This window comes from Hungatella sp. L36, assembly GCF_014288035.1.
In genome coordinates this window covers 187,096-201,502 of record NZ_JACOPC010000003.1, presented here as the reverse complement: position 1 = coordinate 201,502, position 14,407 = coordinate 187,096, and the positions used below count along the sequence as shown (strand labels likewise).

Annotated in this window: 14 protein-coding genes; 3 read left to right on the top strand and 11 right to left on the bottom strand. The window is 51.0% G+C overall.

Features of this window, described 5'->3' with window-relative positions; all coding sequences use genetic code 11:
• Positions 1 to 187 precede the first annotated feature (187 nt).
• A complete protein-coding gene (locus H8S80_RS09685; protein WP_002604737.1) occupies positions 188 to 655 on the top strand; it encodes a hypothetical protein in 468 nt (155 codons plus the stop codon).
• Positions 656 to 1,223: 568 nt separating this feature from the next.
• Here H8S80_RS09685 and H8S80_RS09680 read toward each other — a convergent pair.
• From H8S80_RS09680 to H8S80_RS09670, 3 genes are read right to left on the bottom strand one after another with little or no spacing between them, the layout of a single operon-like run.
• Positions 1,224 to 1,664: a YwiB family protein gene (locus H8S80_RS09680; protein ID WP_117630670.1), complete on the bottom strand. Its 441-nt coding sequence runs from the start codon at positions 1,662 to 1,664 to the stop codon at positions 1,224 to 1,226.
• A gap of 1 nt (position 1,665) precedes the next feature.
• A complete protein-coding gene (gene murI, locus H8S80_RS09675; RefSeq protein WP_002604739.1) occupies positions 1,666 to 2,484 on the bottom strand; it encodes a glutamate racemase in 819 nt (272 codons plus the stop codon).
• Positions 2,485 to 2,514: 30 nt separating this feature from the next.
• The gene (locus tag H8S80_RS09670; protein ID WP_117630669.1) at positions 2,515 to 3,579 is read right to left on the bottom strand and encodes a D-alanine--D-alanine ligase family protein; all 1,065 of its coding nucleotides are present in this window, start codon (positions 3,577 to 3,579) and stop codon (positions 2,515 to 2,517) included.
• A 138-nt stretch (positions 3,580 to 3,717) separates the two neighbouring features.
• On the opposite strand from H8S80_RS09670, the gene spoIIR reads away from it, so the two are divergent.
• Positions 3,718 to 4,344 (top strand): stage II sporulation protein R, encoded by a 627-nt coding sequence (spoIIR, locus tag H8S80_RS09665; protein ID WP_117630668.1) that lies wholly within the window; start codon positions 3,718 to 3,720, stop codon positions 4,342 to 4,344.
• A 75-nt stretch (positions 4,345 to 4,419) separates the two neighbouring features.
• Here spoIIR and H8S80_RS09660 read toward each other — a convergent pair whose 3' ends face one another.
• The 8 genes from H8S80_RS09660 to ispE all read right to left on the bottom strand — a co-directional run bounded on the left by H8S80_RS09660 (position 4,420) and on the right by ispE (position 13,721).
• Positions 4,420 to 5,616 carry a TolC family protein gene (locus H8S80_RS09660; RefSeq protein ID WP_117630667.1) on the bottom strand — a complete coding sequence of 399 codons (1,197 nt, stop codon included), beginning with the start codon at positions 5,614 to 5,616 and terminating at the stop codon, positions 4,420 to 4,422.
• 40 nt (positions 5,617 to 5,656) lie between these two features.
• Complete coding sequence (locus H8S80_RS09655) at positions 5,657 to 6,814, bottom strand: TolC family protein (protein WP_117502598.1); 1,158 nt, start codon at positions 6,812 to 6,814, stop codon at positions 5,657 to 5,659.
• A 133-nt stretch (positions 6,815 to 6,947) separates the two neighbouring features.
• Positions 6,948 to 9,986 (bottom strand): efflux RND transporter permease subunit, encoded by a 3,039-nt coding sequence (locus H8S80_RS09650; RefSeq protein ID WP_002604744.1) that lies wholly within the window; start codon positions 9,984 to 9,986, stop codon positions 6,948 to 6,950.
• Between the two features lie 12 nt (positions 9,987 to 9,998).
• Complete coding sequence (locus tag H8S80_RS09645) at positions 9,999 to 11,141, bottom strand: efflux RND transporter periplasmic adaptor subunit (RefSeq protein WP_002604745.1); 1,143 nt, start codon at positions 11,139 to 11,141, stop codon at positions 9,999 to 10,001.
• 36 nt (positions 11,142 to 11,177) lie between these two features.
• Positions 11,178 to 11,801, bottom strand: a complete 624-nt coding sequence (locus H8S80_RS09640) for a TetR/AcrR family transcriptional regulator (RefSeq protein ID WP_002604746.1) — start codon at positions 11,799 to 11,801, stop codon at positions 11,178 to 11,180.
• A 146-nt stretch (positions 11,802 to 11,947) separates the two neighbouring features.
• Positions 11,948 to 12,142 carry a hypothetical protein gene (locus H8S80_RS09635; protein ID WP_002604747.1) on the bottom strand — a complete coding sequence of 65 codons (195 nt, stop codon included), beginning with the start codon at positions 12,140 to 12,142 and terminating at the stop codon, positions 11,948 to 11,950.
• A gap of 6 nt (positions 12,143 to 12,148) precedes the next feature.
• Complete coding sequence (locus tag H8S80_RS09630) at positions 12,149 to 12,826, bottom strand: GntR family transcriptional regulator (RefSeq protein ID WP_002604748.1); 678 nt, start codon at positions 12,824 to 12,826, stop codon at positions 12,149 to 12,151.
• Positions 12,816 to 13,721 carry a 4-(cytidine 5'-diphospho)-2-C-methyl-D-erythritol kinase gene (gene ispE, locus H8S80_RS09625; protein WP_025532271.1) on the bottom strand — a complete coding sequence of 302 codons (906 nt, stop codon included), beginning with the start codon at positions 13,719 to 13,721 and terminating at the stop codon, positions 12,816 to 12,818. The genes H8S80_RS09630 and ispE overlap by 11 nt, the downstream gene beginning before the upstream one ends.
• 285 nt (positions 13,722 to 14,006) lie before the next feature.
• Between ispE and H8S80_RS09620 the strand changes: the two genes are divergently transcribed.
• Entirely contained in the window at positions 14,007 to 14,345 is a 339-nt protein-coding gene (locus H8S80_RS09620) for a P-II family nitrogen regulator (protein ID WP_002604750.1), read from the top strand.
• Positions 14,346 to 14,407 lie beyond the last annotated feature (62 nt).

The window sequence follows — 14,407 nt, the reverse complement described above, 5'->3', positions numbered from 1 at the left end:
CTTTCTATTGGTTCTGTTTTTGGGCATAAATGTCCCTCAAGGCACATGATGCCACAATAGTGCACATTCCATAATATCATAGCCCTGTCAAGGTGTCAAGCATTTTTTGCTTGCACTTTCCATAATATAATGCTATACTATTACAGATAGACTTTATTTACAAAATGAACTATTGGAGGTATTCCCCGTGAGCACATTTTTAAACGTATTACTGGTGATTCTTCTCATCTTAGTGGTAGTACTGGCTGTTCTCTATTTTCTCGGAAGAAAGCTGGAAAAACGCCAGGTTGAACAGCAGCAGGCTCTGGAAGCGGCAGCACAGACCGTATCCATGCTGGTCATCGACAAGAAAAAGATGAAGCTGAAGGACGCCGGACTTCCAAAGATCGTTTACGAGCAGACGCCGAAGTACATGAGGCGTGCGAAGGTACCGATCGTAAAGGCCAAGATTGGTCCGAAGGTCATGACGCTGATCGCAGATGCGAAGGTATTCGATGTTCTTCCAGTCAAGACGGAGGCTAAGGTCGTAGTGAGCGGTATCTACATAACCGAGATCAAGAGCATTCGCGGCGGTGCGGTTCCGGTTGCACCGAAGAAGAAGAAATTTATGGACAGGTTCAAAAAAGGGAAAAAAGAAAAGAACGACAAAAAGTAAATTGGAGACCGCTTCATTGGCCTTGGGCTGATGGGGCGGTTTTTTTATTGTGGGAGTTACGCCCCAGTACTTGCGGAGAGGCGGAGCCTGGCGGGGGCTGTGTATTGGCTCCGCTAGTGGATATGAACGCAACGCGACATCATCTGTGAATAGATATGAATTGAAATTGGTAAATCTACAGTAATATTAAGGCAGCGGTTGCTTTCTAATTGGATTTAGAAAGCAAATTTTAGCTTTTTGCTTTTCTTACCCAGCCAGTACACAGCCCCATGCCAGCCGGGCGGTCCGGGGAATTGGGAGGGGCGGGGGAATGAACCGTTTCCTTTTCTGAGGTTCGCAGGAGCTAAAGCAGAACGGCGGGAAAAAGGGGTGGTGAAAGTTGGCCTCAAAGCCAACTTTCAAGTGAACACGGAGGCGAAGTCCTTCAGGACTTCGGCGGAGTTTTCGCGATCCGCCCCTTTTTCCCGCCGTTCTGCTTTAGCTCCTGCCACCGAAGAAACAAGAAACGGTTTGTTCCCCCGCCCCTCCCAATTCCCCGGACCGCCCGGCTGGCATGGGGCGTAACATATCACAAATGAATATTCGCAGTAGACTTTGAGTGAATATCCAAATTGATATTGCACTCCGATACATGCTGATAGTTGATGTCCAGAGAATAGGATACGCGGACCTTTAAGCTGTCCTCGTCCTCGGCGATGAGGATGTCGTTGGTGTTGATGCCGATCATCATCTCTCCGAAGGGTGTCGCATAACAGGAAAGATTTTTCCTGTCCTTTTCAAATGTCATGTGGACGCTGGAGCTTCCGCGTTTTATGATGTCAAGGCCCTCGGGACGGATCTTGATTGTGTTTTTGATAATATCGTTCTGGCCTTCCATTACCTCGTCGTACAGAATGTAATGGCTGCCGTTTTTCTGGAAATAATCACCGGCGGTGATCATCTCGACTTCATTGCTGTCACCGTCCGCCAACTGAATGCCGCTTATGGTAATCAGTACATCTCTTGTCATCTCAAAACTCCTCTATGTTTATCTGTCTCGTTTCCTTCACCTCTCCGGGAAGAATCGACGCCGCAAAGCTGGTGAATTTTTCTGCCAGATCGCTGACATAAAAGCGATACTGCTCCTGGCCGTCCTGGGGACCTCCGCATAATAGATCCGCATCCTCCAGAACCTGTTTCAGTTCCAGGGCCGTCTCATACGCCGGATTGACCAGTGTCACCTCGGGTCCCATCAGACGCCCTACCGTCGAACGCAGCAGCGGATAATGGGTGCAGCCCAGAACCAGAGTGTCTATATATTTGCCCTTCAGTTCGCTTAAGTAACGGGACGCAATCTCATCTGTTACGGAATCGTGAAGCAGCCCTTCCTCCACCAGCGGAACCAGGAGGGGACAGGACTTGCCGGTCACCTCGATGTCGGAGCGCATCCCCTTCATCACCTTTGTATAGACGCCGCTGCGGATCGTTCCTTCCGTGCCGATGATGCCGATCTTTCCATTTTTCGTGGCCTGGGTCGCCGTCCTGGCGCCGGCGTGAATTACGCCGATGATGGGAATATCCAGCTCCCCCTCCACCGCTTCCAGCGCATAGGCTGTCGCGGTGTTGCATGCGATAACGATGGCCTTTACATCCTGAGTCAGAAGAAAGCGGATAATCTGTCTCGTGAAACGGATTACCGTATTGCCGGACTTGTTGCCGTATGGAACTCTGGCGGTATCGCCGAAATAGACGATCCGTTCTGTCGGCATCTGTCTCATAATCTCCCGCGCAACGGTCAGACCACCGACGCCGGAGTCAAATACCCCTATGGGTGAATTCCTGTCTGCCATAGTGTCTCTCCTTAAGTTTTGATCCGTTTTCTAAAGCCGGCAGCGGTCAAATGCGTGCTCCGTCAGGCGGTCTACCAGCTGATCCTTGGTGACTCCTGCGGCTTCCCAGAGCATGGGATACATGCTGATGGCCGTGAAGCCCGGCAGTGTGTTGATCTCATTAAATACCACGGTTCCGTCATCCTTAACGAAGAAGTCCACGCGGGCGAGGCCGTAGCCGTCCACCGCCTGGAAAATGGCCTTTGCCGCTTCCCGTACCTGATTCACCGCGTCTCCCGGAAGGTCCGGATTCACAACCGTTCTGGAATCGGAATTGTAATATTTTGCGTCAAAATCGTAGAACTCCGCGGCCGCCAGGATCTCTCCGACTCCGGAGGCTTCCACCGGAATCAGTCCGCCGCCAAATACTGCACACTCGATCTCCCGGCCCTTGATCATCTCCTCCACAAGAATCTTGCGGTCGTGGTTTGCCGCCTCGCGAAGCGCTGCCTCCAGCTCCTCCCTGCCGTCCGCACGGGCCACGCCCTTCGACGAACCGGCATTCGACGGCTTTACGAATACGGGGTAGGAGAACTTCGCTTCCACTCTGCCGACTACGGAGGCCATATCGTTTAAGTCAGACCGCATGACGGGGACGTAGGCGGCCTGGCGCACGCCTAAATCGTCTACCACGATCTTTGTATACAATTTATCCATGGATACGGCAGATGCCAGCACGCCGCAGCCCACGTACGGGATTCTGGCCAGCTCCAGGAGTCCCTGAACGGTGCCATCCTCTCCATACAGCCCGTGAAGCACCGGAAATACCACATCCGCCTTCACAAACTCCACACGGTCTCCCTCGGTTAATATGACGCACTGCTTCGTGGCATCGGGAGATATGACGGCATTTACCGTCCCCTCTCTCCAGCTGCCGGACTCGATCGCCTCCACGGATTCCACTTTGATCCAATGGCCCTCTTCCGTGATTCCAATTAAAAGAAGGTCGTATTTCTCTCTATTCATATGATTGATGACGTTGACCACAGACATGCAGGATACCACATGCTCAGATGACTGACCGCCAAATAAGACAACCGCTGTTTTCCTGTTCATTTTACTTTCTCCTCATACTTTCCTTTTCCCGCGGGATTGCTGCTGCAGGAATTTCCTTTTTACAGTGTTTATATTATAGCACATATGGTTACAATTACAACAAATAGATAATTCCTGACTGTAAAATGGAGGTTCCTTATGAAATATAGACGTGATTTATTCCTGTGCTTAACCTGCCTTCTTCTGGCATTCTTATTCACCATGGCCGGCCAGCGCCAGAGCGACGAAGCCATGGCCGCCCGGATCGCCCCGGAAATTCTGCGTTTCCACGTTCTGGCCAACAGCGATTCCGACGAAGATCAGCAGCTGAAGCTGCGCGTGCGAACCCTGCTCCTCGATTCAATATATGAGAAACTGGGGGAAAATGCATCACTGGATGATACGAAAGAGTATGTCCTTGCCAATAAGGACAGCCTGGAGCAGGAGGCAGAAGATTACATGAAAGCGGAAGGATATGATTATCCTGCACATATGGAGGTAACAGAATGCTATTTCCCCTCAAAAACCTACGGCGACATGGTATTTCCCTGCGGCACCTACGACGCGGTGCGGGTGGAAATAGGCAAAGGAAAAGGACACAACTGGTGGTGTGTCCTCTATCCTCCGCTTTGTTTTGTTGATTCGACCTACGCGGTCGTTCCCGATTCTTCCCGGGAAATATTAAGAGAATCCCTCGATGCCGCGGACTATCAGGCGCTTCTTAAGAAGCAGCCGGAGGTCCATATCCGGATTCGTTCAAAATTCCTTGAGCTGCTGGAAAATTAGTACTGCTGAGCTTAAATGCGTCCCCCGCTCTGTAATCCTACTGTTGGGCATAAATGCATCCCCTGCTCTGTAATCCTACTGTGGAATGGACACATATCCCTGGACTGCCCAGTCATAGTCAAGCATAGCCTGAAGCAGCGCGGTGTCAGCCGATTTTCTCGCGCCTTCCGCCTGGTAAAACTGGGCCTCTGCGCCGAGATACTGCAGTCTGCTCAGCATCTTCAGGTCATACTGGCGTTCTGCGGCGCCCTTGGCCAGAAGAGCCTTCTGGTACGCCGTGTTGGCCGCGTCGTAGAGCACCTTTTTCTGCTGCATGACCGAATACAGCCGCTGCATTTCCACCGTCAGCTGCTGTTCCGACACGTCAATATTCTTCAGACGGTTGTCGATAGCGGCCGTGGACTTTGTGGATGACGCATGACGCTGTGATATCAGGGTCTGGTTATTGCCGATGGCCTTCAAAATATCGGCCGCCAGATCGATGTTGTCGATCTTCGACGGGTCCGCAGCGGGGACCGTACCGATCTCCGGTGTGGCGTCCACCTTCCAGCCCGTTAAAAGGCAGAGCTGGCTGCGCAGATTATTAGAGAGGTTACGCAGATTGTCAAGCTGGGACTGACTGGACAGCAGATCGCTCTGGGCCTGCAGTACGCCGGTGTCCGTCGCCATCCCTAGCCCTGCCTGAAGCTTCGCGGCTTCCAGCGCTTCCTTCTGAAGCTCTTCCACCTTTTCCAGGGTCTGCACCTGGGCGCGGAGATTGTCATACGTAATCATCAGGGTCTGTGTGCCCTTTAAAGCCGATCTCGCTCCCGTGTCAATCTGTTTTCTCGCCTTCTCCAGCTGTTTATCCGTTGCTTTCGTCGTGGCCGACGGGGCGTCCAGCATGGACTCCAGCCCCTTAATTGTCGTCTTCAGTTCCTGTAGGGCGGCATCCTTGCCCTCGAAATCCGGCATCGCTTCCAGCTGTTTCTTCTGTTCCTTCAGCGCCTTAACCGTATCTTTATAATCATTTTTCTCTATCGAATCTTTCAGATTTCTGACCGTCGAGGCCGTATCATCGTCCGAGAAATCCAGCTGATTATATGCGTAGCTGATCTCGGGATTGTACTCCCTGATCAGATTCTCCAGTTCGTCGTACTCCAGTTTATCGTCCTGAAGCCGCGCCGCCGTCTCCGCATCATAATCCGACAGCTTTGCCCAGGAAGAGAAACTTCCTCCGGCTAAAAGCGTACCGGCCAGAGCCATACACATTATCATTTTCCATTTTTTCATGCCTTTACTCCTTCCGGCTGTAAGCTATCCCATCCACCGGTTACATGCCTGCGCTGGCACTCGCCAGGCCATCGATGTTCCAGTCATACGATTCCACAGCCTGGAACAGCGCCATACTCGCGTCTTCCATGGCTACCTGAGCCTGGAGATACGCATACTGCTGGTTTAAGTAATCCAGTCGGCTGAGCGTACCGATCTGCATCTTCCTCTCGGCCGCTTCCATGTTCTTGGAAGCCACCTCTAAGGATACCGCTGCCTGCTGATAGGCGGTCTGGCTCTGAATCACATTCTTATATGCCGAATCCACGGACGATCCGATTCTCTGGATGTTATCGTCTATGGTCATCTGAAGGCTCTCTTTTTTCGAATTATTCGAAGAGTTGGCCAGTTTCTTTTTGTTGATGCGAAGCGTGTAGTTGTTCTCCAGGGCCCTGGCTTTGTCTGCCGCCGGATCCATGGACTGGATTCTGTTTAAATCCACGGCCGGGATCTCCCGGATCTCCGGGGAAGCGTCGTATCTCCAGCCCAGCATAACACAGAGCTTCTGGCGCGTATTCTCCAGATCGGACTCGGCGGTTAAGATCGCCGCATCCGCGTTCTGTAAATTCTCCTGGGCAGTCAGCACATCCATCTGCGTGGCCATGCCGTGATTCATCTTAAGCACCACGGAGTCATAGGTCGCGGCCAGCAGTTCCCTGTTCTTTTTCTTCAAGTCCAGGTCCCGGGCCTTCTGGTGGTAGGAGATCATATTAGTCTGAGCGTTGGATACAAGCGTGGCCTCTGTCTGATCATAGGTCATCTTGAAAATCTCGCTGTCCTCCACATTGTCATCGGCCTGCTGCTCCAGGCTTAAAGCCTGCGCTTCCGCCATGCTGTCCTGCATGATAGCCTGGGGACTGTCGTCCCCAGACATGCTGCTCCGGACCGCGTCGGCCGCATCCCGGTAATCCTGTGCGATTTCATCGCTTGTTTTATTCTTTTTCTCGTTATAATCACGCTGATTATTCTGTACCGTCACATTATATTCATGTATCAGCCCCGCCAGTTCGTCATACTCCATGACGTTATCGCGAAGCTTTGCCCACTCCTCGGCGCTTCTGGCGAATTCCGGGCTTCCGGCCCAGGCAGTCCCTGTCGGAGCCGCAGCCGCCAGAACTGCTGCCAGACAGCAGGCACTAATCTGTTTCCATTTTTTCATCAATTGGTCCTCCTAACCTTGTACCGGATGGATTTTATGTTACAGTCTGAATCATCTGCTCTTTTTTCGTATCCTTATCTTACCATATAACTGCAATAAGTTCAAAGACACATTATTCCAGTTTTCATATAACTTAGTCCGGCATTGGCTCCGTATCCACTTTTCCGCTCATGATCGAGTAGTAAACCGGCAGCATCAGGAGGGACAGAATGGTCGAAGCCGTCAGGCCGCCGACATTGACAAGGGCAAGCCCCTGCATCAGTTCTCCGTTGCTTCCGTATCCGATCGCCATCGGGATCATGGACACGATGGTCGTCAGAGTCGTCATGAGGATAGGACGAAGTCTCGTCGCGCCCGCCTCAATCATGGCCGTTCGCTTATCCATCGTGGAGCGGTACTGGTTGACCGTATCGACATAAAGAATACCGGCGTTCACAACCGTACCGATTAACATCAGGAAGCCCAGTAAGGAAGGCATGGTAATCATGACATCCGCGGCCGCCAGCAGACCGAAGGAACCGATCAGGCTGAACGGAATGGTCGTCATGACCATCAGTGAAAACTTCGGTGACTCGAACTGAGCCGCCATAACTACGAATACCAGGAAGATCGCGATGGCAATGGCCTTGAACAGGGCGCTGAATTCCTCATACATGGACTCGTCAACGCTGTTTTTCGCTCTTGTAACCGAGCTGTTCAAGTATTTGTTTACCACCTGTTCATTGATCTTCTTCAGAGCTTCCGTCTTTTCCTTGTCGGTAGACACCTCGTCGGTAAAGGAGCCCGTGATGGTCGCCTGGTACTGTTTATTCTTACGTGTGATTCCGGCCGGGCTGTCTTCATAAACGATATCAGCGATATCGGTAAGCGCCACGGAACCGCCTGTCTGCGTTGGAATCGTGATTCCCTTTACCTTATCCAGCGTATCATACTCGCCATCCGGATATTCGACCTTAACGTCCACGTTGTTGCCGTCCACGTCCATGGTCATCGCCTTCACACCGCTTAACATGTTGTTGAGCAGTCCTCCCACAGAGGCCGGAGCGACGCCGTCCGCAGCCGCTTCGATCGGATCCACATGGACCTTGATAACCGGAGCTGCGTTTTCCAGATCGGAATGCACCTTGATGAGGCCCGGATACTGTGTGAGCTCATCAACCAGATTGTCGGATGCCTCTTTCAAGTCATCTAACTGGGAGCTCTGTAAAATAACCTGTAAATCGTTGGAACTGCTGAAGGAGCTCATCATGGAGCTGGATTCCACGGTTATGTTGCAGTCCGGGATATCCCGCATCTCTTTCTTCCATTTATCCACGACCTGTTTTGTGGTGAGTTCTCTGTCATCCTTCAAATATGCGGTCAGAGAAGCGCTGCTTCCGCCCAGGGACAATCCGCTGCCGCCGTATGTAACCATATAGGACTTCCTGTCAGGCTCGGCTTTGACAATCGCCTCCACCTTGCTCAGAATCTTATCCACCTCTTCTATCTTGAGACCGGGGCGAACCTCTACCGTCACGGCCACGGTTCCCTGGTCCACATCAGGCATCAGGGCGAATCCCAGCCGGCCGGCGATCACAAAGGATACCACCAGAAGCAGTACGGAAACCACCATAACCGTCTTTTTCTTATTCAGCAGCTTTCCGATGATATTCCGGTAGCCCTCCTGCAGCCAGCGAACCATGCCGGAGGCCGGAGAATTCTTCTTCTCCACCGGACGGAACCGGCTGTAGCACAGCGGAACAATGGTCATAGCGGAGATCAGTGAGGCAGCCATACAGAATACGATGGTGAAACCGAGCGGTGCGAACATCTGTCCCGACATACCCTTTAAGAGTGCAAGCGGGATAAATACGACACAGGTGGTAACGGTTCCGCCGAAGATCGACTGGATAACCTTGCCGGTTCCTTCCAGCGCCGCCTCCATGTATTCCCGGAAGCCCTGCCCCTTGTGGGAGCGGAAACAGCTTTCCAGCACAACGATGGAGTTATCGACCATCATACCGACGCCGAGAACCAGGCTTCCCATGGTAACAACGTTCAGGGAAAATCCCATAACCGACATCAGGATCAGGGCCGCCAGGATCGATACCGGGATGGAGCTTCCGACGATCAGGGACGCCTTGATATCTCCGAAGAACAGGAAGATGATAACCATGGAAATGATAACCGCCATAACCATGGTGGTCGTCACGGAACTCAGTGCGGAGGTAATCTGCTCGCTGGTATCATTGACAACGATCATCTCCAGCTGCGGATGCTCTGCCTTCAGCGTCTCGATCGTGCGGTTTACCGACTTCGATACGTCTACCGCACTGCTCTTCTGCTGCTTGTTGATGGACAGGGACACGGTATCTTCTCCGTTATAACGGCCAATACTGGTATCCTTTCCGGTTGTCTCGGACACGTCTGCCACATCCTCTAAATAGATGGTCTTTCCGCTTCCGGCTACGATCGGAATTCTTTTTAAGCTCTCCACCGTATCGAATTTCACGGAGGTACTGACCGATAAATCCTGTTTGCCTACCCCTGTGCTTCCTGCCGGGTAGGTGAAATCCGCGCTCTTAATGGCCTGGCTGATGGAATTCATATTCAGATGATACTGATTCATCTTCTCAGGGATCAGGCGGACTCTGATATAGCCCTCCTGGCCGCCGCTTAAATCCACGCTGGCTACGGATGATATTTTCTCAAATTCCGGAACGATCTCATCGCTCACGTAATTGTATAAGTTATCCGCCGAGGGATCATTGACTGACAGTGTAATACTCGGCATGTCATTCATGTTAAATTCGAAGATGCTTGGCGAATCCACATCATCCGGCATGGTGATGCTGTCCATCTTCTTCTTCAAATCGGAATACGCTTTATCCATGTCCGTGCCGTATTCATACTCCATCATGACAATGGAGATATTTTCCTGGGACATGGACTGAATATTCTTAATGCCGGACAGGGTTCCAACCGATTCCTCGATGGGCTTTGTAATCAGCTCATTGACATCATCCGGGCTGGCTCCCGCGTATACGGCGGTTATCATCATCATCGGGAAATTCATCTCCGGTGTCAGCTCCATCTTGGAGGAGAACACGGAAGACAAACCGAAGACCAGAAGGCATAGAACGGCCAGGACGGTGGTGATGGGTCTCTTTAAAACACTTTTTGTAATTCCCATTCTTCCGCCCCCTTACTGATTCGCATCAGCCGGCTCTGTCTGACTGAAACTTTCGGTCTGAGCGTCTGGTGTCCCGTCTTCTGATGTCTGATTTTCGCTTAAGGTGACTTTGGATCCGTCATAAAACTCTGTTGTCCATGTAGTAACAACCAGATCGCCTGCGTTAATTCCATCTTTTACTTCGATGAAGCTGTTATCAGCAATTCCCACCGTAACCGCATTTTTGTGGAGAACACCGTCTCCGTATGTGTAAATATAGGGACTGCCGCCCTCATAGTAGACTGCGTCAACCGGCACAGTGAGCACATTTTCGGCCTTCTCGGAAATCACGCGAAGCTTTACGGAGGTTCCTGTAGCCAGCGCGCCTCCATCCGGAATGGATGCCTTTACTTTAAATAAGCCGCTCTGCGGATCAACCATGGAACTCACCTCCGTGATCGACGCCACGTGGTCTGTTCCATTTTTCTCAACTGTGACAGGATCTCCAGCCTTCAGACCCCCTACGATCCGTTCTGAAGCGTAGAAGGTAACCGCCTTGCCGTCGCCCGCTCCGGCGATGACACAGATCTGGCTCTGCTGGGAAACCATATCGTGAAGCTTTACATTATAGCTCTCCACACGGCCTGCGATCGGGGAGGTAACCTGGCTGCTCTCAAGCTGAAGGTTATACCCCAGTTTTGCACTCTCATACTGCAGTCTTGCCAGTTCTACATTATCGGCCAGCTTCTGGAAATCAGCTTCGGCCATATCCCCTGCCGCATGCAGCACGGAATAGCGGTCCAGATTGCTCTTCGCATCCTCATACGATACCCGGGCCGTCTCCATGGTAAGTCTTGCCGCTTCCACCTGCTTCGTGTCAATCTCGCATAACAGCTGGCCCGCCGTCACCTGATCGCCGGTCTGCACGTTGACGCTTATGATTTCTCCGGCTCCCTTCGGTGTTACATACACGATGCTGTCCGGTTCAATCGTACCGATCAGCTCTGTACTCACCTCGATCGAACGAAGTTCCGGATTCTCTGCGGCTACCACCGGCGGCACCTCCGCCACGACCTCCTCTTTCTTTCCTCCGGCAACATTGGTTACGATTAAGGTTGCCACAGCAGCCACCAACACTACGCTGACTGCGATTGTAATTACTTTCTTCTTACTCATGCTGAACTCCTCACTTCGTTACAAAGATTATTCTAGTTACTGTTTACAAATTCCATGTTGCAGTATTTCTAATTTTTCACGGAAAATTTTCTTAATATTTTCCTCACTCTCCATATGCCGGTTATACCAGCCTATGCTTTCCATCACACAGCCCATGATCATGGACACGAGAATTCCAAAGGAATCCATATCGATCTTGCGGAACTTCTCCTTGTCCGTCACCTCGTACAGTGCCTCTAAGATTTCGTTGCCCTTTTCTTCACTCACACCATTGCTTCCATGGATTTCCGCAAAAAGCTTGTCGAAGTCCTGGTAGAGAACGATACTCTGCATCATCTGGAACATCTTCCCCTTCTGTGCGAAGATAATCGCCTGATCCAGCAGTTCCTCCGAGGCAATCCACAGGTTCCCGCCGTGTGTGACCACGGACTTCGTCCAGAAGAATTTCAGCTTATCCGCCGTGTCGCTGAATATGTATCTCACCAAATCCCGCTTATCTTCAAAATAGGTGTAAAAGCTTCCTCTGGATATTCCTGCATTCTGAATTATTTTATTGATGGAGACCTTTTCGAAAGGAACCCGGATGCATTCTTCCATGGCCGCGTCACGTATCGCTTTTTTCTTCTCCTCCGGCAACTTATTAAATCGTTCTGTCGGCATATTCTCACCCCTCTTTATTCGTTCTCACCCTTTTTCCGGCCAGCCATAATTTTAAACGCAAAAGGTGACAACCTGTCACTTATTATAATGACATGTTGTCACCTTGTCAATAAAGGTTATACTTTTTTTATAAATTTTATGCTCATTTATTTTTTGCTGTCAAGAAGCTCTTTCAGAGCTTCATCACTTTCCTCAATCCAGATGTCTTCTTCTTCCTCATTAAGCCCCAGAAACCGGGCCAGAGTACGGGGATCGTCGCTGCCGTTCCACTCTTCCACGTAATCGTCAATCGCCTCAAATTCGACTTCACCTGCCAAATACCGGTCCTTAAACGTCATCATATGTCTTTAGCCCTCCTGCTCCTTTATATTTCTGGAAACCGTGATTTCCTGGTTATCGATGTGCTCCCTCATGGCCTCCTTGGCTTCCTCCACACGGCGCAGCTTCACAGCCTTTAAGATCTTGTCGTGCTCGAGAAGGAGAATCTGACGCTTATCCTCGTCCTTGATGTATTCCAGGCGGTAACGGTACATCTGCTCCCTTAAATTATTGAGAATCTGTACAAGCCTGTCGTTACCGGTGCCTTTATAGATGACATCGTGATACGTCTCATCGGTCTCCGCGATCTTCATGGCATCTCCGCAGGCCACCGCAGCCTTAAATTCCTCCTGGGTCTGTTCCAGGGCATCTACCTCTTCCTCTGTCATCCTCTGACAGGCCAGTTCTATCGCCAGTTCCTCCAGAGAACGTCTCACCTCCAGGACATCCCGAAGACTCTTCTCAGAGATCTTCGCGACCTCGGCGCCCTTTCTCGGAATCATCAGCACCAGACCTTCCAGCTCCAGCTTTCTGATCGCCTCACGGATCGGTGTTCTGGAAACGCCCAGACGCTCCGCCAGCTGAATCTCCATTAAACGTTCGCCAGGAGCCAGTTCTCCTTTTAAGATAGCCTGGCGCAGCGTATTGAAAACCACATCGCGCAGCGGCAGATATTCATTCATGTTCACCTTCAGATCATTTCCCATGGGAAACCTCCTTTGTATTGTAAAAATTAGTCAGATATACAGATTTCGCCAGATTGGCCGACTTGCCGTAACGCATTTCCTCGTAGGCCTCTTCCGCCGCCTTCGGGCTTGTAAATATTCCAAAAACCGTGGGTCCGCTGCCGCTCATCAGGGCATTTACCGCTCCCAGTGATTTTAACCGGTCCTTGATCTCCGCAATCACAGGGTATTCCGGTATTGTGACCGTCTCCAGCACATTGCCCAGCAGGGAGGCGGCCCCGTATATGTCGCGTTTCCGGATAGCTGCTATCATGCCGTCAATGTCCGGATGGTCCGACGGACGCAGGGAAGCGGCATCCAGATGCTCATATACGAATTTAGTGGAGACGCTGATGCCCGGTTTGGCGATCAGAACCTGGCACTGGGGAATAGGCGGCAGGGGCGTTAAAATCTCACCGATTCCCTCCGAGAGCGCCGTCCCCCGCATCACGCAGTAGGGGACATCGGCCCCGATCTTCACGCCGCGCTCCATTAACGCTTCCATGGATAGCCCTAAGTTAAACATCTTGTTCACTCCGAACAGCACGGCCGCGGCGTCGCTGCTGCCCCCCGCCATCCCGGCAGATACCGGAATAAACTTCTTTAAATGAATGGTGACACCGTGGTTGATGTGGAACTCGTCCATCAAAAGCTTTGCCGCCTTGTACACCAGATTATTCTCGTTTACCGGAAGATAGTATAAATTGGTCTGGACAGTAATCCCCGGCGTCTCCTTTAAGTAAAGATCAATCTTATCATAAAGTCCGACCGTCTGCATAATCATACGGACCTCATGGTATCCATCCTCTCTCTTCTTAAGAACGTCGAGCCCCAGATTAATCTTCCCATAGGCCTTAAGTCCAAGATGTCTTATCATAGGCATAAATACCTCGCATTTTCTTAATCTCTTCAGATTGTACTTTTTCGTTATTTTGTATACAGTATTAAGTATAGTACGAAAGAGGAAAAAGCACAAGTCTTTTCTACGTTTTGTGGCCGCATAATTTTGTCAATATTTCACAAATATTTCTAATTATTCCGTTACAAAATGTATTTGACATTTATTTTCAGAAATGTATAATGTTTAATATCGAACGAGGGCGTTCCACTTAAGGAATGGCCCTCGTTTTTGTTGTCAACACCATAAAGGAGGATATGCGGTATGAAAAAGCTGGAAATCATCATCAGACCGGAAAAGCTGGAGAACTTAAAAGCGATTCTGGAAGGCTGCAGGGTCAACGGCATCATGATCAGCAATGTCATGGGCTACGGCAATCAGAAGGGGTATACGCAGATGTACCGGGGCACCAAATACAATGTGAACCTGCTTCCAAAGGTAAAGGTGGAAACCGTGATTCCAAAGGAACTGGCGGATCCCATCATCGATGCGGTCGTCGATGAGATCAACACGGGAAATTACGGTGACGGAAAGATCTTCGTCTACGACGTTCAGGACGCCATCCGGATCCGTACCGGAGAGCACGGACGCGAGGCTCTGTAGCACCCTGCTATCCCGTATCACCGGCCGTGCGGCCGCGGTTTGACCGTACCACTTTAAACTCC